The sequence below is a fragment of the Veillonella sp. CHU732 genome (genome assembly GCF_003992085.1).
Classification (GTDB): Bacteria; Bacillota; Negativicutes; order Veillonellales; family Veillonellaceae; genus F0422.
The window spans coordinates 24,977-51,655 of record NZ_RQVC01000009.1; the positions used below are offsets into that span (position 1 = coordinate 24,977).

21 protein-coding genes are annotated in these 26,679 nt (G+C 41.6%); all 21 read left to right on the top strand.

Annotated elements, in window-relative coordinates:
- Positions 1 to 104: 104 nt before the first annotated feature.
- Positions 105 to 896, top strand: coding sequence for a thymidylate synthase (locus EO121_RS05200; protein ID WP_127166553.1), 792 nt, complete (start codon positions 105 to 107; stop codon positions 894 to 896).
- A 10-nt stretch (positions 897 to 906) separates the two neighbouring features.
- Positions 907 to 1,392, top strand: a complete 486-nt coding sequence (locus tag EO121_RS05205; protein WP_127166555.1) for a dihydrofolate reductase — start codon at positions 907 to 909, stop codon at positions 1,390 to 1,392.
- Between the two features lies 1 nt (position 1,393).
- Complete coding sequence (locus EO121_RS05210) at positions 1,394 to 3,796, top strand: Tex family protein (RefSeq protein WP_127166557.1); 2,403 nt, start codon at positions 1,394 to 1,396, stop codon at positions 3,794 to 3,796.
- Positions 3,793 to 4,233: a signal peptidase II gene (lspA, locus tag EO121_RS05215; RefSeq protein WP_009353699.1), complete on the top strand. Its 441-nt coding sequence runs from the start codon at positions 3,793 to 3,795 to the stop codon at positions 4,231 to 4,233. Before EO121_RS05210 ends, lspA begins: the two co-directional genes overlap by 4 nt.
- A gap of 8 nt (positions 4,234 to 4,241) precedes the next feature.
- Complete coding sequence (locus EO121_RS05220) at positions 4,242 to 5,159, top strand: RluA family pseudouridine synthase (protein WP_127160554.1); 918 nt, start codon at positions 4,242 to 4,244, stop codon at positions 5,157 to 5,159.
- 11 nt (positions 5,160 to 5,170) lie between these two features.
- Positions 5,171 to 5,686 carry a bifunctional pyr operon transcriptional regulator/uracil phosphoribosyltransferase PyrR gene (pyrR, locus tag EO121_RS05225; protein WP_127160553.1) on the top strand — a complete coding sequence of 172 codons (516 nt, stop codon included), beginning with the start codon at positions 5,171 to 5,173 and terminating at the stop codon, positions 5,684 to 5,686.
- 18 nt (positions 5,687 to 5,704) lie between these two features.
- Positions 5,705 to 6,430 (top strand): DUF554 domain-containing protein, encoded by a 726-nt coding sequence (locus tag EO121_RS05230; RefSeq protein ID WP_127160552.1) that lies wholly within the window; start codon positions 5,705 to 5,707, stop codon positions 6,428 to 6,430.
- Positions 6,431 to 6,523: 93 nt separating this feature from the next.
- Entirely contained in the window at positions 6,524 to 6,868 is a 345-nt protein-coding gene (locus EO121_RS05235; protein WP_009353674.1) for a nitrous oxide-stimulated promoter family protein, read from the top strand.
- Positions 6,869 to 7,224: 356 nt separating this feature from the next.
- Entirely contained in the window at positions 7,225 to 9,723 is a 2,499-nt protein-coding gene (locus EO121_RS05240; RefSeq protein WP_127166558.1) for a hypothetical protein, read from the top strand.
- A gap of 16 nt (positions 9,724 to 9,739) precedes the next feature.
- Complete coding sequence (locus tag EO121_RS05245; protein WP_127166560.1) at positions 9,740 to 13,276, top strand: cobaltochelatase subunit CobN; 3,537 nt, start codon at positions 9,740 to 9,742, stop codon at positions 13,274 to 13,276.
- Positions 13,277 to 13,286: 10 nt separating this feature from the next.
- The gene (locus EO121_RS05250; protein WP_127166562.1) at positions 13,287 to 14,225 is read left to right on the top strand and encodes an ATP-binding protein; all 939 of its coding nucleotides are present in this window, start codon (positions 13,287 to 13,289) and stop codon (positions 14,223 to 14,225) included.
- Between the two features lie 121 nt (positions 14,226 to 14,346).
- On the top strand, positions 14,347 to 14,535 hold the full coding sequence (locus tag EO121_RS05255; RefSeq protein WP_127166564.1) for a hypothetical protein: 189 nt from the start codon (positions 14,347 to 14,349) through the stop codon (positions 14,533 to 14,535).
- Positions 14,532 to 16,253: a VWA domain-containing protein gene (locus tag EO121_RS05260; RefSeq protein ID WP_127166565.1), complete on the top strand. Its 1,722-nt coding sequence runs from the start codon at positions 14,532 to 14,534 to the stop codon at positions 16,251 to 16,253. Before EO121_RS05255 ends, EO121_RS05260 begins: the two co-directional genes overlap by 4 nt.
- Before the next feature lie 327 nt (positions 16,254 to 16,580).
- Positions 16,581 to 17,609 carry a uroporphyrinogen decarboxylase gene (hemE, locus tag EO121_RS05265; protein WP_127166567.1) on the top strand — a complete coding sequence of 343 codons (1,029 nt, stop codon included), beginning with the start codon at positions 16,581 to 16,583 and terminating at the stop codon, positions 17,607 to 17,609.
- Positions 17,596 to 18,516: a ferrochelatase gene (gene hemH / locus EO121_RS05270; RefSeq protein WP_164725872.1), complete on the top strand. Its 921-nt coding sequence runs from the start codon at positions 17,596 to 17,598 to the stop codon at positions 18,514 to 18,516. Before hemE ends, hemH begins: the two co-directional genes overlap by 14 nt.
- 1 nt (position 18,517) lies before the next feature.
- The gene (hemG, locus tag EO121_RS08770) at positions 18,518 to 20,710 is read left to right on the top strand and encodes a protoporphyrinogen oxidase (protein WP_240629391.1); all 2,193 of its coding nucleotides are present in this window, start codon (positions 18,518 to 18,520) and stop codon (positions 20,708 to 20,710) included.
- Between the two features lie 256 nt (positions 20,711 to 20,966).
- Positions 20,967 to 21,758 (top strand): Cof-type HAD-IIB family hydrolase, encoded by a 792-nt coding sequence (locus EO121_RS05285; RefSeq protein WP_127166571.1) that lies wholly within the window; start codon positions 20,967 to 20,969, stop codon positions 21,756 to 21,758.
- Positions 21,759 to 21,777: 19 nt separating this feature from the next.
- Positions 21,778 to 22,692 (top strand): RNase adapter RapZ, encoded by a 915-nt coding sequence (rapZ, locus tag EO121_RS05290; protein WP_127166573.1) that lies wholly within the window; start codon positions 21,778 to 21,780, stop codon positions 22,690 to 22,692.
- A gap of 39 nt (positions 22,693 to 22,731) precedes the next feature.
- Positions 22,732 to 24,081: a gluconeogenesis factor YvcK family protein gene (gene yvcK, locus EO121_RS05295; RefSeq protein ID WP_164725873.1), complete on the top strand. Its 1,350-nt coding sequence runs from the start codon at positions 22,732 to 22,734 to the stop codon at positions 24,079 to 24,081.
- 59 nt (positions 24,082 to 24,140) lie between these two features.
- On the top strand, positions 24,141 to 25,094 hold the full coding sequence (gene whiA, locus EO121_RS05300; protein WP_127166575.1) for a DNA-binding protein WhiA: 954 nt from the start codon (positions 24,141 to 24,143) through the stop codon (positions 25,092 to 25,094).
- 7 nt (positions 25,095 to 25,101) lie between these two features.
- Positions 25,102 to 26,439 carry a hypothetical protein gene (locus EO121_RS05305; RefSeq protein WP_127166577.1) on the top strand — a complete coding sequence of 446 codons (1,338 nt, stop codon included), beginning with the start codon at positions 25,102 to 25,104 and terminating at the stop codon, positions 26,437 to 26,439.
- Positions 26,440 to 26,679: the final 240 nt, after the last annotated feature.

The following is a 26,679-nucleotide window of genomic DNA, read 5'->3' on the forward strand; positions in this document are numbered from 1 at the left end:
TATACATTTAGACACAGATATTGATACAAATACAGATATACATACAGATATACATACTATATGCTGATACAGTTTAGCATAGTTTCGTATACAAGGAGGCATAGATGAGTTTAGCAGATGCGCAATATTTACAGATTATAGAAAATATATTAGATCATGGGTATTATGCCAACAATCGTACAGGCATTGCGACCTATAAATTACCGCATCAAGTGATGCAATTCAATTTAGCAGAAGAGTTTCCTATTTTAACCACGAAATTTGTGGCTTTCAAAACGGCCATTAAAGAGTTGCTTTGGATTTGGCAATTGCAATCTAATGATGTACGTCAATTACAGGCCATGAATGTAAAAGTTTGGGATGAATGGATGCGTGAAGATGGTACGATTGGTAAGGCCTATGGATACCAAATTGCCAAATATAAACAATTAGATAATTTATTGGATATGCTACAAAAGGACCCTCAAAGTCGTCGTATGATTGTGACCTTGTGGAATATTGAGGACTTGCCAGATATGGCATTGCAACCATGTGCCTATGAAACATTATGGGATGTCACAGATGGTCGTTTAAATTGTATGCTTATCCAACGCAGTGGGGATATGGGATTAGGAGTACCTTTTAATACGGCTCAATATGCAGCATTGGTTCATATGATTGCCCAAGTATCTGGATTACAGCCGGGACAATTCACGCATGTTATCAATAATGCTCATATTTATGAGAACCATGTAGAAGCTTTACGTACTCAATTAGAACGTAAACATGAAGCCTTAGAGGCCCCGGTGTTACGATTAAACCCAGATGTTACGAATTTCTATGATTTCAAACCAGAAGATATAACTCTAGAAGGGTATGAGCATTTAGGGAAACTATCTATGACAGTGGCTGTATAAGGAGTTATCTATGTTAGCAATGATTGTAGCAGTGGCTGAGAATGGCGTTATAGGTAAAGATAATCAACTGATTTGGCGCATTCCAGAAGATTTAGCATATTTTAAAAAGCGCACTACTGGATATGTCATTATCATGGGACGGAAGACATTGGAGTCTTTGCCGTTTTTGTTACCTAATCGTGAACATTGGGTGATTACGTCGCAATTGGATTACATACCACCTTATGAAGGAGTGAAAGTATTCCATAGTCCAGAGGAAGCGGCACAAGCGGCGCAAGACCTAGAGTTAGCGTATTGCATTGGTGGCGCCCAGGTGTATGCAAGCATGGCGCCTTATGCAGATCGTTTGTATGTGACGGAGTTACACCAATCTTTCACAGGGGATGTGACATTTACTGAGCATACTAAGCCAGAATGGATTGAAATAGAGCGTACACAGGGCGCTGGGCAAGAGGACTTGTCCTATGATTTTGTAACCTATGAAAGGCGGAAATAGAATGGAAATACATGTAGTGATAGCCCAAGAGTTAGGGGTAAAGCCACATCAAGTAGAAGCAGCCATTACTTTATTAGATGAGGGCAATACAGTACCATTTATTGCACGGTATCGAAAAGAAGTGACTGGTGAGTTAAAAGATGAACAATTGCGTGACATCGAAGAGCGGATGAAATATTTACGCAATTTGTTACAACGTAAAGAAGAAGTAAGAAAATCTATTGAAGAACAGGGCAAACTGACGGAAGAATTGTCCCTAGCCATTACGAAAGCCATGAAATTACAGGAGTTAGAGGACTTGTATTTGCCGTTCCGTCCGAAAAAACGAACTCGTGCGTCCATGGCCAGAGACCGTGGTTTGGAACCGTTGGCACAGGCATTGTTTACAACGGCTACAGAAGAAGAGTTACGTCAAATGGGGACAGAGTACCTTAATGAAGAAGTGCCTACTGTGGAAGATGCCTTACAAGGGGCGATGGATATTGTAGCAGAAGAAGCGAGTGAACGAGCAGATATTCGCCAATATTTGCGTAAAGCCATGTGGGAAACTGGTCATATGAAAACGGAGCTAGTAGGTGAAGAAGAAGTAAACCAAGGATTCTTACAATACAATGAAGAATACAAAGAACCTATTCGCCAAGTCCCATCCCATCGTGTATTAGCGATGAACCGTGGGGAAAGCTTGGGCGCTTTAAAAGTTAGCTTTGTGGTACCGGATGAAACGTTTATCCAATATATGGTAGACACTGTACAAGGTACTGCAAGGGTAGAGCATTCGTATATTGCTGAGGCTATTGCTGATGGATATAAACGACTATTGTATCCATCGTTAGAGCGTGAAACACGAAATGCAATGACGGAACAAGCAGAAGAGCAGGCTATTAAAGTATTTGGTACGAACTTGCGCAATTTATTGCTCCAAGCACCTTTATCTGGACATATTATTATGGGCTTAGACCCAGGATATCGTACAGGTTGTAAAATGGCCATCATCGACAGGGAAGGTAATGTCCTAGATTATGGCGCTTACTATCTTACGATGAGTGATAAACAAGCAGAGCGTGCCAAACAAGAATTGGCTAAGAAAATTCGCCAATATGGTGTTACTTTGATTTCTATCGGCAATGGTACTGCTTCTTATGAAACAGAGCAATTTACATCTGCCATGATTGCTGAAGAAGGTTTAGATTGCCATTATATTATCACTAATGAAGCAGGTGCCTCCGTATACTCTGCTTCTAAGTTGGCTATTGAAGAATTGCCAGATTTAGATGTATCTATCCGTGGTGCTGTATCTATTGCGCGCCGTGTACAAGATCCATTGGCGGAATCTGTGAAGATTGATCCGAAATCAATTGGTGTTGGTCAATACCAACATGATGTGAATCAAAAACAATTGGGCGCTACTTTGGATCAAGTGGTAGAAACTGTAGTAAACCATGTAGGGGTAGAGCTCAATACAGCATCTCCAGCGATATTGAAGCATGTGTCTGGTATTTCTAGCACCGTGGCGAATAATATTATTGCTTACCGCAAGGAACATGGTGCTTTTACTAGTCGTAAGCAATTATTGAAAGTAGCACGTTTAGGTCCTGCCGCCTTTACACAATGTGCTGGTTTCTTGCGCATCGGTAAAGGGGAGAATCCTTTAGATGCGACGCCAGTTCACCCAGAGTCCTATGAGATTGCTCAAGGGGTGCTCGCACAATTGGGGATGTCCTTAGAAGATTTACGAGATAAAGGGATGTTGGAAACGGCCAAGGCGAAACTGCAAGCTGTGGATGTAGAAGAGTTGGCGAAACAGCTAGATGCAGGTGTACCTACAGTGCGAGATATTGTAGAAGCCTTACAAAAACCAGGTCGTGACCCACGGGAAGATTTGCCAGCGCCGATGACACGAAAACAAATAGCTAGCTTGGAGGATATGCAAGTAGGCACTGTGGTAAAAGGAACCGTCCATAATGTGGTGGACTTTGGTGCCTTTGTGGATATTGGTGTGAAAATCAATGGACTGTTGCATAAAAGCGAGTTTTGTGCCTATCATGAACATCCATCCGATGTATTGGCAGTAGGAGATATTATCGAAGTAGAGATTATTTCTGTCGATACAAAACGGAACCGCATTGGTTTATCCATGAAACGAGAAAAACCAAAACATCTAAACCGTCAAGGTCATAGACGTAATGGCGATGGAAATCCCCGTCGAAATACACCACATAAGGATGGTCAACAACCAAAAGGCGAAAGACAACAGGGTCGAAACTCTAAGAACGTTAAGGATGTAAGAAGTGGCTCAGGCAATCCTATGCGAGATAGAAACAATCGAGGAAAACGGCAAGAAAAAGAGCAGGACTTAGGTGCTTTATTACAACAATGGGCTGACCGTGGAGGACGTAAACGATGATCTATATCATAAGTATCTTGACCTTCCTATTGGATCAAGTAGCAAAATGGTATGTACGCAGCCACTTTCGGTTGGGTGAATCTGTGCCAGTTGTACCTGATGTTTTTCATTGGACCTATATTGTGAACCATGGAGCAGCCTTTGGTATGTTGATGCACCAACGATGGATATTGTTGTTGGTCGTGGTGCTGTTGCTAGGCGCTATGTACGTAGGTCGTAAGAAATTAGCTATGGCACCGTTATATGCACGAATTGGGACAGGTACGCTCTTGGGTGGCGCCTTGGGCAATGCCTGGGATCGTTTGTACTTAGGTGGTGTGGTCGATTTCTTTGATTTCCGAGTATGGCCTATCTTTAATATTGCGGATATTGGTATTTGCATTGGTGTACCTTTGTTGATTCTATATTTTTGGTCCTATGAAAGCCAGAAACAGTGAGGTAAATAATGGAAACAAAACAATATATAGTAGAGGCTCAAGATGAGGGTACACGATTAGATGTGTACCTCACAAAAGAGCTTGGTCAGTCACGTAGCTATGTGCAATCCTTAGTGAAAGAGGGGCATGTACAAGTGAATGGCAAAACAGGAAAATCGAACTTGAAACTTTCACCATCTAGCGAAATCCTTGTGACGATTCCAGAGATGCAGGAAGTAGAAGTAGAACCAGAGGACATTCCACTAGATATTCTATTTGAAGATTCGCATATGATTGTTATTAATAAAGCTCGTGGTGTGGTGGTACATCCAGCGGTAGGCAATCATTCAGGGACACTGGTGAATGCTTTGTTATACCATTGCAAAGATTTATCTGGCATCAATGGAGAAATTCGCCCTGGCATTGTGCATCGCTTAGACAAGGATACGTCGGGTGTGATGATGGCAGCCAAACATGATGAATCCCATTTAGGCTTAGCAGAGCAAGTGAAAGAGCATAGTGCGACAAGAACCTATTATGCATTAGTACAAGGCAATATTGCGGAAGAAAAAGGGACTATCAAGGCCCCTATCGGTCGCCATCCTAAAGATCGTATGAAAATGGCGGTAGTTTTTGAAAATAGTAAAGACGCGGTGACCCATTTCCGTGTATTAGAACGATATGGGAAGCACACATTAATAGAATGCCAATTAGAAACGGGTAGAACTCACCAAATTCGTGTACATTTAGCGTATATTGGACATCCTGTGGTGAATGATCCGTTCTATGGATTCCGTAAAATGGATTTTCCTATTGTAGGGCAGGCTTTACATTCTAAAACATTATCTGTGAAACATCCTATCACAGGGGAAGCGCTACACTTTGAAGCGCCATTGCCGGAAGATTTTTTGGCATGTATTGAGTATGCGAAAGAGCATAATCGATAAGGAGTGATACTATGGAAGAACGTATCTTAATTGATGAAGCTGGTATGATGCGTGCCATTCGTCGTATTGGGCACGAAATTTTAGAGCGTAATAAAGGATTATCCAATGCCTTAATCATTGGCATTGAGCGCCGTGGTGTATATCTAGCAAAACGATTACAAGCTCAAATTGAAGCCATTGAAGGAATTCAAGTAGATGTGGCAACCATGGACGTTTCTCTGTATCGAGATGATCGTGGAGAGACTGCGAAGGAAGGAGCTCCTTTCACCTTGGATACGACAGGTAAAATTGTGATTCTTGTAGATGATGTATTATTTACAGGTCGTACGATTCGCTCTGCCTTGAATGCCCTTATGGATGCAGGTAGACCGAGTGCCATCCAATTAGCTGTATTAGTGGATCGAGGCCATCGAGAACTACCTATACGAGCTGACTATGTAGGGAAAAATATTCCTACGTCCCACTTGGAAACGGTGCAAGTTCGTGTGCACGAAGTGGATGGGGATGATAGTGTAGTGATTTTTTAGAAAGATGAGGAACAACCAATGCATGGTATGGGAACCATCCTTAATGTGGTGTTGATCATTTGTGGTAGCCTATTAGGACTCTTTATTCGACACCGTATGAAAGATAATTTAAAAGAAACGCTCATGATGGTGTGTGGCATCATTATCCTTCTATTAGGCATGAGTGGTACTATGCAATATATGCTAGTTATCGTCAGTGATAGCCTTCATACAACGGGACCTATGATGATGATTATCTCTATGGTGCTGGGAGCTATTATTGGAGAATTGATTGATTTTGATAGGCGTATTACTGCCATTGGAGAATGGCTAAAGTTGAAAACAGGTAACAGTCGGGACCCACAGTTTACCAATGCTTTTATTACGGCATCCATGACATTTACCGTAGGAGCTATGGGCGTCATCGGTTCTATTCAAGATGGTTTGACTGGTGATTACAGTACGATGGTCGTCAAAAGTATTCTAGATGGTATTATTGTGATGGTCATGGCATCCTCCATGGGAAAAGGGGCATTGTTCTCCTTTTTACCAGTGGGGATTACCCAAGGGATCATTACGGGATTAGCTCATTTGGCAGCACCGCTTATGACTCCAGAGGCGATTGATAATTTATCCTATGTGGGTTCTATCTTAATTTTCTGTGTAGGTATTAATGTATTGTGGCCCAACAAGATTCGAGTGGCTAACTTGCTACCAGCAATATTTATAGCAATGCTCATGACATTCTTGCCGATTACACTGTAAATTTTAGGGGGACTATAAATATCCCTTACAGTACAGAGGAAACGTGAGTACAACATTCATAACTACTGAGCATTAAATAGTGAGGAGTTAGTGATGAAAGAACGTGAGAAACAGCAGGCTATCGAAGATAAGCGATTAAAAGAATTAAAAACGGTGCGCAAGATGATAGAAATCTACTGCAAAGGACAGCACCGACGTAAGTCCGGTGAGCTCTGTGAAAGCTGTGCAGAATTGATGCATTATGCAGAAGCAAGGGTAGAGCGATGCCCGCATATGGAAGAAAAAACATTTTGCGCTATGTGCAAAACACATTGTTACGCACCGACCTATCGGGAACGAATTAAAGAAGTCATGCGCTACAGTGGTCCTCGCATGTTATGGATACATCCAATCATGACCATACGACACATATTGTTAGGGAAAGGCTTGTTGAAATAATATGTGACTGGTGGTTTCACTCGTAGTAGCCCTCAATTTGGAGCTTCTTTTATACCGGTGTGGGATATGTACCAGGTGTTCGTACAGTAGAAGCATTAAAACGTTTAGCTGAAGAAATCCATGGTATTAAAATCGACTAATTATATAGGTTGAGACTTATCAAAGCCGTCACAATGTGACGGCTTTTTTGTATGTACGAGAGAAAGAAGCTGGGTGGGAGTGGTTAGCTAGTATAAGGGCATTCTATTTGTGACATAGTGAAGTAGGAGTTTTATGATTCTTGTCGAATAGTCATAAGATATGACCTTTTTTATGTGGGGCCATGTAGGTTAGATTTGGTATAGGAGAAGAGAGACATGTTATTATACGCAACGCAAATGCCAGTAGCCAAAGGGGTTTCAGAGGAACGGTTTGTACAAGTCGTCATAGACTGGGTACAGTCAGAACAGGTGAACCGAGTGTACCATCACATATGGGGAGACGCGCATCCGCAGTTAGATGATATGAACTGGGGCATCTTAGATGGCCCCGTTACATGGGGTGATGAAAGGCTCAGTTTGTCCATACAACGAGTACGACCAGTGGTAGCAGCCCGATCGTCGATTGTCATCCAAGTAGGGAAATACGTATTAGATGTCATATACAACACGGAAGAGCAATACATTACTATGACTGTTCACGGGGAAGGTAAGCCAGTAGATAAGGAACATTTTTTGCCAGTCTTAGCAGGCGATTTTTGTCGATTTTTAATTGATGCAGGACAAGGTGGTATTGATAACAATCTACGTATGTTAGGTACACCTCGCTATGTAGATAATCCTGCCCGTCATATCCAAAAGGTCTTAGATGGTGACAAACAATGTAAAATGCCTATCCTCATGGTGACTCTCTCCAAATCTGGGGAACCGCCATTAGATGTGGACGATTTGGCGATGAGTACCTTAGGGTTGGCACATGTCATTGTCGTGCCTAGTGACAATGGTAAAATAAATGAAAGCTTAGCACAATGGGGCACCAATAAAGAACGAATGAAACATGTGATTCTCTTCTTCCCAGCTGATGCTTACGGTACAAAGGAACCGCAGTTCATTTCCATTGATAAGCAGGGACATCATGCCATTGAATCCTGTGTGACTGCCTTACAATACTATTCTCGCTTGCGTTCCACCGATTCTTTACAAACTTGGGATGGAGTGACTATAGCTAGGTTAGAAAGACAAATGACATCTATACATCTTGATGAAATCAAAAGTGAAGATGTGGGTCCGCTTGTTGATTTTTCAATGCTTTCAAAAGAATTACGAAAACAAGATGGGGCTACACCAGCATGTGTATCTATGGAGTTAGATGATTCTAGTGGGAGCCAAGTAGAATATATTACTACTATGGAAGAAGATGTGCTAGATGGCAAGGAGGATGAGGAGATAATTCCTACAGATACAATGAGTGCTGCTTTAGAAGCTGCCAATGTGGAACACCGCAGTGGGGCTTGTGGAGAAATGCTGGCACAACTGGTGAAGGAAGGCCGCAAAGAAGGTGTATTCGACGTGCCACAAATGTTACAAATTACAGCGGGCATGACATTGATGCGCTTACTTCACATGCATCATAAAGAAGTACATGAGCGTGTATTTGAAATGACACCGATACTCAAACGAGGCATGATTAGAGGTTCACGGTATACAAAAGTAGGCTCCGTGGAGATGATGGAGAAAGTGAACACTGTTATGGAGCGGTGGGGTATCATTTGGACACGCCAAGATGCATACGCTTTAGTAGATGGTGAGTTAATACCATTGCGGGCGATTTGTGGAGAAGATAGTGTGTTTCCATGGAATACAGCGCAGTCTGAATCTTTAATCTCCATGGAAGCACCATCTGTCTTTGACGTGGCGAAAGCCTTGCAAGAAGGGGCACCTGCTTCTGTGTACACCGCCTATGCAAGAGGTGTGGCGAAATTAGTGCTCTTAGATGAACAAATGGTGAAATTAGAAGCAGACCGTCTCCGTGAAGAGGAAGAACGACAAGAACAATTACGCTTAGAAGAAGAGCGGAAAGCAAAAATTCAACGAGATCGCGAGGAAGCACAACGGAAAGCGGAACAAGAGGCAGAGGCAAAAAAATATGAACTTTCACCAGCGGAAGTCAAAGTATTGTTGGCGAAGTTGAAAGAGTTAGAAGAGGAAAATGAATCCTTACGAGAAGCTTATACATCCTTGGAAGATAAAAATGAAAAGTTGTTGGCTGAAAATAATGAATTGCATAAGGAAAATAAACAACTTCGTATCGATTACGACCGTTTGTTAGAAGACTTAGAAGACCATACGGATCCAGAGGGACCAGATACAGTGCAAACACCACATGGCGTGGCGTACACGGACGAACAAGGCAATTTGTATATGTCCAAAGTGGGACGCTTGTTTGAAGGTGACGAGTTTGATGACGATGTACCAGAAGGAGAGTTTATTTTATTACGTGGGGAAGAAAAAGATTTATACCCTCATGAGGTGCGTGATTTAGTGTTGGATATGTTGGCAGATTATAAGAAATTATGTGCCCCTAATTCTCGCCGTGAACATGTTATCCAAGATTTATTAGAAGCGAATCATTTTAACAACTCTATCCGTAAACGTCGTGAAGAATTGAAACATAAAATTCGTACATATCGTAAAATGGACTCCAGCTTTGAATCTTACTTGCGTAGTATCGGTTTCCATGTGACAGGAAAAGGTAAACATTATAAATGGACTTACTTTGATGATCCGCGGTATGTGATCACAGCAGGTAAGACCATCAGTGATGGTTGGTGTGCGGGATTGAATATCTATTCTGTTATCGAACGATTGATGTTGTAGTAGTGGTACCTAAGATATGAAATATTCTTTTTTAATCATTACGTCCATGACGAAACATTGGCAATGGGCTAAAGAAATAGAACAGAAGTATACAGATGAGATTATGTCCTTGGGCATAGTCTTTCTGGCATCTGAAAATATAGAGTTAGAAGATGTTCAGAGGGCGATTGATGGTACGGATATAGTACTATTTACTCATGTAGGAAGTACCTTAGATACTCCTTTGGTAAAAGGAATTCACAAATATATTACACAGAAACAAGTTTCGTATGTATTACTATTCCATGATTCAGCGTCGGATGTACAGCGATATGGTGTTGCAGATGAGGACATTGATCAAATTAAGGCTTATTTGCACCAAGGTGGGACAGAAAACTTTTATGGATTGTGCCAATATATGCTATCTTTACAAGGTTATACAGGGCCAGTAGAACCGGTGAAAGAACTACCATACCAAGGTATTTTAGGCAGACAAGGGGAAGTGTATCCATCCTATGAGGCATACCGTAAGGACTATGATCATGGCGGTCCAGTGGTGGGCATTTTCTTTTATCGAGATGAATGGGTGCAAGGTCAATTAGACTATCCCTATGCACTGTATGATCGTGCATTAGAACAAGGGTTATCACCGGTATTAGTATTTGGTCAATACAGCAGTAAATCTGGTGGACAATTACGGTGGTACGATTGTTGGCACACGTTGTTTGATCATCAAGTGAAAGAGACCATATCTCTCATCATTAATACATGCAAGTTCTCCATCATTGGCTTGCAGGGGGCGAGTCGTGATGAAATGACGGATTTAGGAATCCCTATCTTGCAGGGCTTTGTTACCTATACTACTCTTGAAAGCTGGCAAACACGTTCACAAGGATTAGAGCCTATGGATATATCCTTTTCCTTGTCATTGCCGGAAATAGATGGCATTTTAAACGGTCATATTGTAGGGGCCAGAACGTACTCAGAGGAAAGAGGCTACTATTTCAAACCATATTCTGAGGGAATTCAAAAGTTAGTAGACCAAGCGAAACGATGGATTGCATTGCAACAGAAACATAGGTCAGAAGTAAAGATTGCTCTATTCCTTCATAATTATCCTCCCAAAAATTCACATATTGGCAATGCCTGTGGGCTAGACACACCAGAATCTGTACTACGGTTGTTGAAAGAATTACAACAGAACGGATATACAGTGGATGGTATCCCTCAAACGAGTGAAGATCTAATGACGATACTGACCAAACATGCTACGAATGATGTAGATTGTTTGACCGATTCAGCCGTAGAGAAAGCCCCGAAACTACCGAAAGAAGTGTATAGGACGTGGTTTTCAAAGCTGGATAGTGCTACCCAAGAATCACTACTACAACATTGGGGACAGCCCATAGGGGAGATATTTGTAGAAGAGGATGAGCTCATCATTCCCGGTGTGGCCTTTGGCAATGTGTGGGTTTTAGTACAACCACCACGTGGATTTAGTGAGAATCCAGATGCACTGTACCATTCACCTGATATTCCGCCTACGCATCACTATGAGGGAGTATATCATTGGGTGCGTACTGTATTTCAAGCCGATGTGGCGATTCATATGGGGACACATGGCAACTTAGAATGGCTACCTGGTAAGGGAACGGCTTTAAGTTCCTATTGTTACCCGCAGTTAGGTATCGAAGATATACCTAATCTCTATCCGTACTGGACGACTATTGTCGGTGAAGGTATCCAAGCGAAACGGCGTAGCCATGCTGTTTTACTTAGCTATTTATCGCCACCTATGAAGCGTTCCGGTTTATATGGTGACTATGAAACGCTAGAACGGTATTTGTATGAATATGACCATATGAAAGCCCAGGAAACAAATCAAGAGCAAGTGGTGCTAGGGTATATCTTATCTTCTGTGAAAGAGTGTCATTTAGAGCACTTGTGCAAACCCTTCGACTGGTATCAAGAGGGAGGCCAGGTACACTTTGTGGCAGATAGATCTGTCAGTGAAGAAGAGTGGCGCGCCTTAGCTGACTCCATTCATGCAGATGAGGCAGAAGAACTGTTAGGGGATATTCATAATTATTTGATGGATATCCAACATCGTCATATTCGTTGTGGCTTGCATATTTTAGGGCAAAATCCAACTACAGAGGAAGAAGCTGGGTATATAGATGCTTTCCTAGACATGCATGGTGTGCAAGAGGAGGCACAGAAAGAAACGCTGTGTGAGACCTACCTCGCAGGGTTGCGCCAAACCACAGAAGAAATGTGCCAATTGTTACGAGGTTTAGAAGGAAACTATATTCCACCTAACATCGGTGGCGCTGTTACTAATGGTGGTATCGATGTGCTACCGATGGGGCGCAATTTTTATGGTGTGGATGAACGGACATTGCCCACTGTGCCTGCCTATGCCATCGGGTGTGAATTAGGCGATGCATTGCTTAATGAATATATTCGAGAAGAACAGCGATATCCAGAGGAAATTGGTATTGTCTTGTGGGCAGACAACACGCAACGCTCGCATGGACAATGTATTGGTGAAGTATTCTATTTATTGGGTGTACGACCAGTTTATACAGGAAGTCGTGTATCCGATTTAGAAGTCATACCTCTCGAGGAATTAGGGCGACCACGCATCGATGTAACAAGCCGTATTAGTGGACTATTCCGAGATATGATGCCTTCCGGTGTCATGTGGATTGCAAAAGCGGTGCAAATGGTAAACGCCCTTGATGAAGATCATAGTGTGAATTACGTAAAAAAACATATAGACTTGGATACAGCTGCGTTGGTAGAAGACGGTATGGACTATGAAGAAGCTATCAAAGCTGCTACGATTCGTGTCTTTGGCGATGCACCAGGTGCCTATGGGGCAGGAGTGAATCAAATTCTAGAACAAAGCAACTGGTCTACTCGTGAAGATTTAGCCAATGCCTATGTTACCTGGGGTGGCTATGGATATGATGAGCAAGGGGAGATTATTCCAAGCCATCAACAGTTTCGCAAGCGATTAGGTTCCATTGAAGTGACCGTGAAAAATGAAGATAATCGTGAAGTTAGTTTGTTGAGTACAGATGATTTCAATGCCTACCATGGGGGTATGATCGCTGCTGTGGAGGCGGTGAAAGGTACTAAGCCGAAATCATTTATAGGAGATACCACGTACCGCAAAGATATTTTGGTGCGGTCCTTAGAAGATGAAATTCAGCGTCAGTTCCGTAGTGAACCAATAAACCCTATTTTTATAGAAGGCATGATGAAACACGGTTACAAGGGAGCAGCGGATATGGCGTCCTGTGTTCAACATACCTATGAATGGGATGCCACTAGTGATATGATTCAAGATTGGATGTATGATGCCTATACAGACGAATATGTCATGAATCAGGAGGTACAGGACTGGATGCGTCAAGCCAACCCTTGGGCATTAGGGGCTATTTGCCATACTTTATTAGAAGCAGAACAACGAGGACTTTGGAATGCCAGTGTGGAGCGCAGAGAAGGATTGCGCGATGTGGCAATGTCTTTGGAAGATGACCTAGAGGGGTATTATGATGAAACGTAAGGAGACTAACATGAGTACTATATATCCTTTTACAGCCTTAGTAGGACAAGATCAAATGAAATTGGCCTTACTCCTCAATGCAGTAGACCCACGGGTAGGTGGTGTGTTGATACAGGGTGATAAGGGAACGGCAAAATCGACGGCGGTACGAGGCTTAGCCAAGGTGCTGCCTATGCATCGTGATGGCACACCGATGAAAGTGGTGGACCTTCCATTGCATTGCACGGAAGACAGATTGGTGGGAACCTTGGATATTGAGCGGATGCTGCAAGAGGGGAAGCAAGAGTTTTCTCCAGGCATTTTATTTGAGGCTCACGAAAATATTCTCTATGTGGATGAAGTCAATTTACTAGAGGACTACTTAGTGGATACATTGTTAGATGTGGCGGCCATGGGGGTGAATCGCATCGAACGGGAGGGCATTAGCCATAGTCATCCATCACGATTTATTTTGGTGGGCACCATGAACCCCGAAGAGGGGGGTATTCGTCCACAATTGTTGGATCGCTTTGGTCTATCGGTGACTGTGAAAGCAGAAACTGATGTAGCCTTGAGAATGGAAGTATTGCGTCGCCGATTGGCCTTTGAAGATACTCCACAAGCATTTATTGAGTCCTACAGGAAGGACGATGAAGCGTTGCGTAAAACTATTGAAACAGCGCGCAAAGTATTGCCTACCATTGGGGTAGATGCAAATCTATTAGAATTGATTGCCAATATATCGATTACCCTAGGCGTAGAGGGACATCGTTCAGATATTACCTTGCTCAATAGTAGCCGTGCTTTGGCGGCCTTACAGAGGGAGCCCCATGTGACCATGGATCATCTGAAACAGTTGACACCGCTTGTGGTATCTCATCGGATGAAGCGGAAACCTTTTGAGCAACGTGAATTTGATGAAACTATGCTGGACAATCTATGGGCTACCTATGAAGGGGTACACAAGTAGTAGAATAGGCAAGTAACGAAGACGTTTTTATAAGAGATATATCTAAATAGAAGATCTTTATCTGAGATGTATCTCATAGATAAAGTGTGTACTAGAGATTTTGTTAAAGGAGATGAATGGTATGAGTATACAAATGAATACAGCCATTCGCCTCTTTTTGCAAGAACCTTTGTTGCGGACATTACTGATTTCAGGTGAAGTGGGAACGGGAAAAACGTATGCCCTGTTGCAAGCATTGCATGATAGGGGCCGAATCTATACGACGATTACATCTCATACAGATGTGAGTGCTATGTGCAGGAAGCGGTGAATATACAAAGGACCTTAGAAACAGCTCAAATTGCAAAACAAGCACATCCTTGGGACGTGTATGACTTGCTCATCTGCGAAGGATTGGATCACTTTGACCGGTCCATGTGGTTACGGATTCTTTACGAGCAAAATCATCGGTACGAAGCGGGAAGACCGCTACAAATCATTGGGACCTATACGGGAATAGAAGGGCTATCCCAATGGGTCTATGATATGGATTTGTGGATACCCATAGAATCACCGGATGCGAACACTAGAGTGCGAGTCCTAGCAGATAGAGACCATGCAGATATATATGAGAACGGTGCGACTCGTGAAAGTTACCACGGGGAAGGAATATCAGTAGATGTATATGGAATTCATGGAGAAGAGTCGATTCGTCCTAAGGGGGAATTGATGAATGCACCTAGAACCCCCACCGTGCATGATAGCATATATACATACATTTCCGGTCTAGTAGAGAGATTCAACATTTCCTTTATGGGCATGGAATATATTTTACTAAAAGCGGCCATAGGTTTAGCTAGAGAAAAAGGCCATCAATTTGTGGAGCCTACTGATGTAGAAACAGTACTTCCATGGACATTACCACAGAAAATGAAGAACCTAGTGAACCCTTGGACACAGCAAGAGGGAGAGGCGCAAGATTCATCTGACCGAATGCCATCCGATGAAACAAGAACCGAACAAGAGAAATCGAAAGAGGCCAGTTCAAACCGAGAACAAGAAGATAATGGCTCACAAGGGATAGATAGGGAGAACGACCGTGATGAGTCAACGGGAAAGGTGACTCAAGGGATGACGACAGATAGGGATAGTTCTCACGAGGAACAACCAATAGAGCAAACTACTCTAGAATCTGATCAGACAGAAGAGGAATTAGCTACTAGATATGATGGAACAGGGAAAGAAAAGGATACGAGCGGAGAGGGCCAACGTGAGTCCCATAGAGGTAAGGTAGAGGAGTCCTTTGCACTTTCAGAAGCAGTGGAAACGCAGGTGTTACATTTATATGGGATGTTGCAATCTGAGCCGGCAAAGAAACACATAGACATCAGTGATGACGGTCGAGGCCCTAAGGTACATCGTCAAGGAATTACGGGGCGAACCATTGCATGGATACCAACGATAGTACAAGGGATTGTACGTAGTCGGCAAGTACCGATTCGGCTAACTATAGAAGATGTCAGATATGCTATGTATCAGGAAATGCCAAAAGAAGCCATCTATTTAGTAGTTGATACAAGTGGATCTATGGGGCAGAGACAACGATTACAGGGGGCAGAGAAGTTACTTTCACAATTGGTACAGATGATGTATGTAAAACGACAGTATGTATCGCTCATCACCTTTCAAAAGCAAGGGGCGCAATGTGTGGTGCCGCTGACACAGCGAATTGAGACCATCCCTAAAGCATTGGAAACAGCTCGGATTGGAGGGAGAACGCCCTTTGTAAAAGGCATTGAGGAAGCGGTCAAACAGATAGGCAACGACATGTCTCAAATGGGGCATGTACAGGCAAAGGTCGTAATTATTACAGATGGGAAGGTCACCTCACAAGCACTACAAGGGCTAGAACAAGTTGGTGACTGGCTTATCAGTCAGAGGATACAAACGATTGTGATTGATACCGATGCTAGCTTTGTTCGTATGAATCGAGGGAAAGAAATTGCTCATATGCTTGGAGCAGAGTATGTAAGGATACAAGACATATAACAATAAAATATAGGTATTAAGGGCTTCTTGTTAAATGAGGTATTAACCCTATAAAGGGATTTGAGGGCTGTAACAACATGTACGTTTTACATGTTTGTTACAGCCTCTTTTTACATGCATGGCTTACAAAATATACTGTATATAATGAAGATCTGTACAGTCATACTAAGTAAGAGTATTTTTAACCAGTTAACGATACCTTATAGATAGAAATCGATATGCACTTTATATGTAGTGAAAGAATATATAGGTAAATACATGCGCCATATGCTACAATAGATTATAGAATCCAAGTTTGGTTTGGTAAAAGGTAAGGTGTAATTATATATGGAAAAACGACAAGATTATTTGCAAATGATTGCAGGTGAGTCGGTGTCCCGCAGACCAGTTTGGTTTATGCGTCAAGCGGGGCGAAGTCAAGAGGCGTATCGCAAGATAAAAGAGCGATATAGCCTATTTGAGATTACTCATCAACCGGAATTATGTGCAAAAGTGACGGCGCTGCCTGTTCATGAGTATGATGTAGATGCGGCTATTTTGTACAAAGATATTATGACGCCTTTGGTGCCTATGGGCGTAGATGTGAACATAAAATCGGGTATAGGGCCAGTGATTTCCAATCCCATTCGGTCCAAAGATGATGTGGAAAAGCTACGGGATATTGTGGTAGAAGAATCGTTGGACTTTATGGTGAAAACGATCCAAATGTTGACGAAAGAAATGCTCACAGTTCCCTTAATTGGCTTTGCAGGAGCTCCTTTCACATTGGCTAGCTATATGATTGAAGGTGGACCTTCTAAGAATTACCAGAAAACTCGTCAATGTTTAGTGGCAACGCCTGAGATTTGGCATGCTTTGATGGAGCGATTGACTGCCATGTCTGTTACTTATATGGAAGGTCAAATTCAGGCGGGTGTGAATGCAATTCAAATTTTTGATTCTTGGATTGGAGCCCTTTCTATAGAACAATATGAAAGTGGCGTATTCCCGTATATGAAACGTATTATTGGGACCATTAAGGAACGATACCCCCATATTCCAATCACTATGTTTGGCGTAGGCACGAAGCATTTATTTCCTGTGTGGAAAGAATTGCCATTAGATGTAATCGGTTGTGATTGGAGGTGCTCCATTGCAGAAGCAAGCGCGATGGGTATCAAGCAAACATTACAAGGGAATTTAGATCCTGCCTATTTATTCGCAGATTGGAAAACGATTCAACGTGAAATTGATCGTATTTTGGCAGAAGGTGCTGCTCATGGAAAGCATATTTTTAATTTAGGCCATGGTGTTGTGCCAGATGCGAATCCTAAAGTGTTGCGGAACATAGTGGAGTATGTACATGACAGAGGATAAAGAGATACAACAAGTTTGTGTATTGGTATTAGATTATGGCTCTCCCCGTTCCTTAGAAGATGTGAAAGAGTATTACACTCGCATACGGAGAGGTCATGCTCCAAGTGACGAAGAATTACAAGGTTTGCGACATAAGTATGAATGCATTGGTGGACAATCCCAATTGATGGAGTCCACCTCATGGCAAGCAGAGCGATTGCAAGAAGAACTACAAAACGAACTACCCATTGCAAAGGTAACGGTGGTACAAGCTCATAAATATATAGAGCCACTCATCGGGGATGTAGCCAAGGAGTTGAATCACTATGATACAGTAGTGGTGCTCATGATGAATCCTTATGGAACAGACATATTAAATGCATCCTATCTAGAGCCACTGAAACCGTTTATGAATGACCGATGGAAGGTAGTACAGAATTGGGCGGATGTACCGTCATTAGTGCAATCTTGGACAGATCGAGTACAGAAGACTATGCGTACATTGCCTATTACGGCGAAACCGCTGTATGTCTTTACAGCCCATAGTGTGCCACTGATGCAAGAAATTTCCTATGATGGATATGTGCATAGCTTACAACGGGTGATGCAGTCCATAGCAGATCAATTGGTGTTGCCCAATGCTATCCTAGCTTGGCAAAGTGCAGGCACTCGTGGGGAATGGCTAAGACCTACGGTGGAAATGGTGACAGAGCAAGCGGGCGCAGATGGCTATACCCATGTGGTATATATTCCTATCGGCTTTACATGCACCCATATGGAAGTGTCCTATGATTTAGACGTGGAACGTCGTGAACAATGTGATCACTTAGGTATGTCGTATGTACGTGTACCTATGCCAGATCATGATACGCTCTTTGTGAAAGCCATGGCGCATGGTGTAGTAATAGCTCTCTGGAAGGAGGGATAATTTGAAAGTAGCAATTATTGGCGGTGGTTTAACTGGCCTATCGTCCGCCTATTATATGGGTAAGGCGTTTCCTGATTGGGAGATTCATGTTCTGGAATCTTCGAATCGTTGGGGTGGAAAGGTACAAACAAAACGTCGTGATGGCTATGTGGTAGAAGTGGGCCCTGATTCGTATTTAGCGAGAAAAACATCTATGACAGATTTGGTACAGGAATTGGGATTAGGTGATACCTTAGTGCGTAATGCTACGGGAGAATCCTATATTTACCATCAAGGTCAAATGAAACCTATCCCTGGTGGCTCTATCATTGGGATTCCCACAGAATTTCTTCCCTTTGCTATGTCTAGTTTATTGAGCTGGTCTGGTAAATTACGAGCTGGATTAGATATTTTTAAGAAACCATATCCAGGAAACGAGGATATGAGTATCGATGCCTTTTTCCGCTATCATTTAGGGGATGAACTAGTCAATTTATTAATTGAACCCCTCTTAGCGGGTATCTACGGCGGAGACTTAAAACGCTTAAGTTTACTGGGCACCTTTCCAGAATTTCGTCAATTAGAACAAAAGCATGGAAACTTGGTCAAAGGTATGATGGCTATGCAAGGTATGCGCAAACAATCTGGGGCTGTTACAGAAGGTCAATTTGCCCAGTTAACGGGAGGTTTAGAATCATTAATAGATGCTCTTGTAGAACAAATGCCGAAGAACGTTTCTTTGCACACATCGACTGAGGTGCTAGAGGCATCATACGCAGATAAGATCTATAGAGTGCAAACACAAAACGGTACAGACTCCTACGACCGTCTTGTGATCACTACGCCACCTAAAGCGTATGAAAAATTTTTTGTGGGAGATGAAAAATTTGAAGACTTGCGGCATATGGAACAATCCTCTTGTGCCATTGTCATTATGAGTTTGCCGAAGTCAGCTTTTACAAAACCATTGCAAGGCACAGGTTTTGTCATCACCCGCAGTACAGAGACACCATTGACGGCATGTACGTATATTTCTAGCAAATGGCCACAAACGACACCACAAGACAAAGTGGTATTACGCGTCTTTTTAGGGAAGCCTACAGACTCTACGGTAGATACGCACAGTGAAGAAGAACTGTGTGAATTGGCGCTTTCAGAAATACGAAATATATTGAAGTTTACAGGAAATCCAGAATGGATGGAAGTAGTGCGGTTACAAAAAAGCATGCCTCAATATGAAGTGGGTCATAAAGATAGAATCGCAACAATCATGGAACATGTGGTACAGAACTACCCAGGATTGGCATTGATTGGAACGCCATTTAAAGGGGTAGGCATGCCAGATGGCATTAAACAAGCCTATGAATTGGTAGAAGCATGGAAAGAAGAAACAAAGGAGGTAGTTCCTATGGATACACATACAGAATTTAACCACGGACATCATGGAACAGGTCCAGTGGAGGGGCGTCCAGAAATAACAGGACTAGAAAAAGTACCTGAAACATACGAAGGTTGGTTTAGCTTACACGCTAATTATTCCATCAATTTTGAAAAATGGAGAAGCTGGTCTGCTGAGCAACAAAGTGAAGCATTGCAATCTTTCAAGGGGTTTATTGGAAATTTAGAAACAGCTCATGAGGCCCATACAAGTAGCTATGCTATGTACCAAATCAATGGTCACAAGGGAGATATTATGTTTTGGTTCTTGCAACCAAGTTTGCAAGAGTTGAACGAAGTAGAATTGACACTAAAAAAATTACCAATCTTTAGTGTATTACAGCCAGAATCTTCTTTCGTATCTGTGATTGAAGTAAGCAATTATGTGAAATCTCCGAAGGACCATCCCAAAGTACAAGCTCGGTTATATCCAAAAATTCCTAGATTGGCGTGCATGTGCTTTTATCCTATGGCGAAGCAACGTAATCTGACAGATAATTGGTATATGTTGGATCGTCAAAGTCGTGGTAGCATGATGCGTTCTCACGGTCAAATTGGCAAAAAATATGAGGACACTATCAAAGAGTTTACGACGGGTGCTTTTGGCATGGATGATTGGGAATGGGGTATTACCTTGATGAGTGATGATCCCATTCAGTTTAAAAAAATCGTCAATGAAATGCGTTTTGATGAAGTAAGCGCACGATTTGGTATTTTTGGACCATTTACAATTGGTACGATTCTGGATATGGATGGTATAGATCATCTATTTTCCTAATGTATCAATAGGGTATTAAACTATAAAGAAACACAATTGCGACAGGTTTGCATACTAGTACTATACTAGATGTATAATCTGTCGTTTTTTGTTTTCTCCAATGTGGTGGCGCTTATTTAATAGTTATGGCTAATATCTATGGTTGAGGTATTTTTTATATCATTTCATATAGAACTATTTGTATCTTAGTGATACTTATACAGTAGTTATATATTGTTATATGGTATAATGAAAGATATGATGAAGGAGTGATGTTATGAAATTATTAGCCATAGATTTAGATGATACGCTGTTACGTGATGATAACACCGTGTCTAACTATACAAAAGATGTGCTTAAACAAGCACAGGAGAAGGGAATTGAGGTACTTATTGCCACAGGCCGTATGTACCAAACGGCATATCCTGTAGCACATCGTTTAGGCTTAGGCGATGTACCGATGGTACTGTATTCTGGCGGTGTCATTCAACGTGTGGAAAGTAAGGAACTTATTTGGGAACGAGCGATTCCACCAGAGGTAGCCCGTAAAGTATTAGCCATTGCAAAAGAGCATAATATCTATATTCAGTCCTATATTGATGATGAATTGTTAGTACACAGTGAAACAGAGTTTTCTCGTCTTTATGAAGAGATTACAGATGCCAAGGCTGTGTATGTAGGGGACGCTATCTATGAACCTCAAAAAGGGACGAATAAACTATTAGTGGTAGAAGAGCCTGAACGTATGACAGAGGTCATTGCTATTCTGTCCGAAGAAGTAGGCCATATGGTTGATTTAGTTCGGTCCAAGGTGAACTTCTTAGAAATCGTGGCACCTCATGTATCTAAGGGGGAAGCTTTAGCCTTCATGGGTGAACGATTGGGCATCGATTTAGAAGAGATGGTATCCTTTGGTAATTCGGAAAATGATATTTCTATGTTACAAGCGACGGGCCATTCTGTGGCAGTAGGAAATGCTGAGGACCATGTGAAGACGATTGCCAAAGAAGTATGCGACACAAATGAAAATGATGGTGTCGCTAAATGGATTGAAGCGAATGTATTATAAAATTTTGTAGGAGGGCCTCATGGAAGGGTTTCGTTTAATCATTGTGACCGGTATGTCCGGAGCAGGTAAAACACAAGTGATGCAAGTCTTGGAAGATATGGGATATTTCTGTATCGACAATATTCCTCCTGTGTTGATTCCTAAGTTTAGTGAAATTTGTCGTCAAAGTGCAGGCACTAAAGTAAGTCAAGTAGCCTTAGTAGTAGATATCCGTAGTCGTGAATTTTTTGATGATTTGAATAGCGCCCTAGAAGATTTGACGGCGATGAATGTGCCTTATGAAATTGTATTCATGGAAGCTAGCGATGATACTTTGATTCGTCGTTATAAAGAAACACGTCGCAGTCACCCATTGGCACCATCGGGTCGCATTAGTACAGGACTTTCACAAGAACGAGCACTCTTGGCGGATGTACGTAGTAAAGCGGATCATATTATCGATACCACAAACATGAAAACATCGGCGTTGAAATCATTTATGCGCCGTACCTTTAGCCACGTGAAAGAACAAACCGATGGAATGGCGATTACGGTGGTAAGTTTTGGGTTTAAATTTGGTATGCCTAATGATGCGGATATGGTATGGGATGTGCGATTTTTGCCGAATCCATACTACATTCCTGAATATCGTCATAAATCGGGGCGTGTACCGGTGGTAAAAGAGTATATTCACTCCTTTGAAGTGACTGATGAATTTAAAAAGCATTTCTTTACTACACTAGATTTCCTTGTACCAAACTATGAACAAGAGGGAAAAAGCCAATTTGTAGTAGCTGTAGGCTGTACAGGCGGTATGCATCGTAGCGTAGCAATGGCAGAGGCATTGTATACACATTTGAAAGAAAAAGGCTGTAATGTTTCCGTGGAACATCGTGATATGATGCGTAATCATGTAGAAGAAGATGTGAATCCACGTTCTAGATTAGACCTATAAAAGAAAGGAGTGGGACGATTTCTTTCGTCTCTCAAGCCTATGAAATATAATAATTGGATGCGCTGGTTTGCGCCAGGCATTAATATTAAGCGGTGGCTATTCCTATTTTCTTTAGGCACGATTTGGCTGGTAGTGGGTGTTCTTATGATGATGAACTACCAGTGGATTAGCAACTTTGAAGATATTTTCTTAGAATTTTTATTCCATCTCACAGGCTCCTATAACTATACGGTCATAGCCAGTCTTGGCTTGGCTGGTATTGTGTCGGGTATAGTGGCTATGTTGTGGGGGATACGTAAGCTCATTCAGACCATTGTGAATGCGATTTTGCCAAATACAGAAGATGGCGTGAGCGATTATATTTTTGAAAAAATTCGCTTAGGACAAGGACCAAAAATCGTAGTGATTGGTGGTGGTACAGGATTGTCTATGCTATTACGGGGGCTAAAAAGTAAAACCACGAACTTAACCGCTATTGTTACAGTAGCAGACGATGGAGGTTCTTCTGGTCGGTTACGAGAAGACTTTCAGATGATTGCTCCTGGAGATTTGCGAAACTGTTTAGTAGCATTAGCGGAAAAAGAAGGCCTCATGGAAGAACTATTCCAGTATCGATTTACTAAAGGAGCAGAATTATCGGGTCATAGTTTTGGGAATTTGTTCTTAACAGCTATGACTCAAGTGCTGAAAGATGATGTGGAAAAAGCCTTAGAAGCCTCTAGCAAGATATTGCGAGTTCGAGGACGTGTTATTCCATCATCTACAGAAGAAATCAAACTGATTGCAAAATTGACGGATGGCACTATCGTAGAAGGGGAAAGTAATATCCCTAATGCGGGTAAGCCAATTGCGAAGGTCTATACTGAGCCACATAGACCATCTCCGGTAGGAGCTGCCTTGCAAGCCATTGATGAAGCCGATGCCATCATTTTAGGCCCGGGCAGTTTATATACTTCGGTAATGCCGAACCTATTGATTGATAAGGTAGCAGATCACATTGCTAATTCTAAAGCGGCTAAGATTTATATTTGCAATGTGATGACGCAGCCAGGTGAAACAGATGGGTATACTGTATCTGACCATGTGAAAGCCATTGAAGCACATAGTGAGGTGGGAATTATCGATACAGTCCTTGTGAATGATAACAGAATCCAAGATGCCACATTGGAACATTATAAACAAGCGGGGCAAGAACCAGTAGACGTAGATATGGACGTGTTGCAATCGATGGGGGTTCGTACAATTCGAGCAAATCTAGTAGATAGTCAAGATAAAGCAATTCATAATTCAGATCGGTTAGCTAAGGTGGTCATGGATGTAGTCTATGCCTTACAGACAGATATTGAACCGCATATTTTAGAATATTATTTACAACGAGAAGATCATTAAGTATGAAAGTAGAGCCTTTAGAGGCTCTATTTTCTAGTAGAAATAGTAAAGGAGAGGCTATGTCATTTGCAGAAGATGTAAAAAATGAATTGTGCCAATTTAAAACAGAAGATGCGTGGGCATCCAAGGTAGAGGCCTCTTGTTTATTACGGATGGGTGGGTCCATCTTATTAGGTATGCAAGGACGTGTAGGGGTGCGTTTGGTGACGGCTAATAATGCCGTGGCTAGACGGGTGCTAGGAATCATCAAAGAACAGTATGATTTACCTACCTCTGTACTAGTGCGTAAAGGGCTAAACTTACGCAAGAAAAATATGTATACCTTGACGGTAGAACCAACAGAGCCAAGCCGTCTTGCCCTAGAAGAGTTACAATTATGGCCAGTAGATGCTATGATACCAGATGCATGGCTAAAAGATATGGAGTCCCGGCGTGCCTTTTTGCGAGGCGCCTTTCTTGGTTGCGGTTCCGTAAATAAACCGCAAAGTGATTACCATTTAGAGTTTATGACAACGAAAGAAAATTTTGCGGACCAGATTATTCGGGTATTAAAAATGTTTCGTCTCAATGCACGGAAAGTAGAGCGGAAAGAAGAATTTGTAGTGTATTTAAAAGAAGGTGATGCGGTGACGTCATGTTTACAAATCATGGGAGCTCAATCAGCACTGATGAATTTTGAAAATGTACGTATTATGAAAGATGTTCGCAACACTATCAATCGACAAGTAAACTGTGAAACAGCGAACTTACAAAAAACAGTGAATGCAGCAGTACGCCAACTCGATGCGATCCGTATTATTGATAAGCATCAAGGCTTAGATTCCTTGCCAATTCGTCTTTATGAGGCAGCTATGTTGCGACAAGAATTTCCAGATGGAAGTTTGCAAGAATTAGTAGATGCGTATGAAACAAAATATAAACGAGAATTGACAAAATCTGGCATTGGACATCGTTTGCGTAAATTAGAAACTATCGCATTGCAGTGGGAGCCGGATGGACTTACGATAGAATAGAGGAACTATGAAATTGATGAATACAACACAATGGAAACGGTGCTTGCTAGGTAGTGTACTAGCCTTATTAGGTATGAGCACTACCTATGGACAAGCTCCCAAAACTATCAATATTGATGACTATACATTTACGCCTTTAGCAGTGAAAACTGTAAAAGAGATAGATACATTATTATTGTCAGATAGTCCTGAATATGTAAAAGAGCCTGGAATTGTTGCAGCAGGTACACTACATGGAAAAAGTCGTATTTACTTTTACCATGTAAACGAACGAACAGAACCTATGAAAGTAGGTATTTTATTGGAAAACAAGGGGAATGCCCCAGCATTCGTAGAGATTGAACGAGCTATTTATGCGAAGCCGAGTCCAGACTATTTTAAAGTAGGACGAGAGCTTTCTAAAAAAGAAATGGCTACGGCAGAATTAGGTTTAGGAGCTTGGGCGCAAGAAGGAGTCAATATTCCTGTTCGCTCTAAGGTGATGAAAAAAGACATTAAACAACAAAAAGAGAGCCTTGTTCAATCTCGAAAAATAAAGTTAAAGCAAGTGGAAGAAGAAATCAAAAAAGATACCACATCACGCACTATTTCTTTAGTATCACAAGATACCGATGCGAAGGAATTTGTATTACGACCTGGAGAAGTACGACCTATTTTCACTGAGTTGGAAAAAATCCTGATGAAGCAAGATGACTTATTTAGTGGTATTATCGATTTTTCAACTTCGGAACCAGTCTATGCCTCTGTGGCGGTGATGGAACCTAAATCAACAGTTACCTATGGTTTACCATTGCTACCAATTCATCCTATAGATGATGTAGAGTTGCGTGGTACCTATGAAGGCATGCGTAGATTCCATGTGGTAGAACCACAGTTTAATAGTGAGGCTGGTCCAGCTAGTTTTGAAATTGCCAATGACCGAGAAGATGCTTTCATTAGCGGTGTTGATGAAACGACAAATGGTAAGGTGGTAAAAAATAAGGGGAATTATGGTATTTCCAATGTATACGTGTTGCACACAGAAGGGAACACTCCCTATGCCTTGTATTTTAACCCGTTAGGAGGTGCGTTCAGCGGTACATTTAGGATTACATCTTCTAAAGGTACACATACCTATGATGTGCCTGTAAAAGGTCCGTACTTGGGGCATCAAACGATTTATGACACACAGCTATTAGATGTCTTTGATAAACCAGAAGATTTATTGTTAGAATACATGTCACCAGGGGCTTCGAATTTACCGGTTAGATTTTTGTTGATTCCTCAAGTTTCTGAGAAAATGAAAAATAATGGCAAGTCATCAGAATATATTACTAATTTATTGAATAGAATTTTGGGAAAATAATCAAATTTTTATACAAATAATCTAAAAAGATATCGTGAGTTAATGATTAAATTGTTTGCTTTATATGAACAGTTATTCCTTTTGTTATAAGATATTATGCAAATTGAAATTCTATGATTTTATTTAAAATAATCTAGATAGACAAAGTTTATATTGACAATCATTGCTAATTGTAAATATAATGAGTATTAGAAATGATACTCAGATTAAAGTAGGCAATGTAGTTCGGTAAGAGGCCCA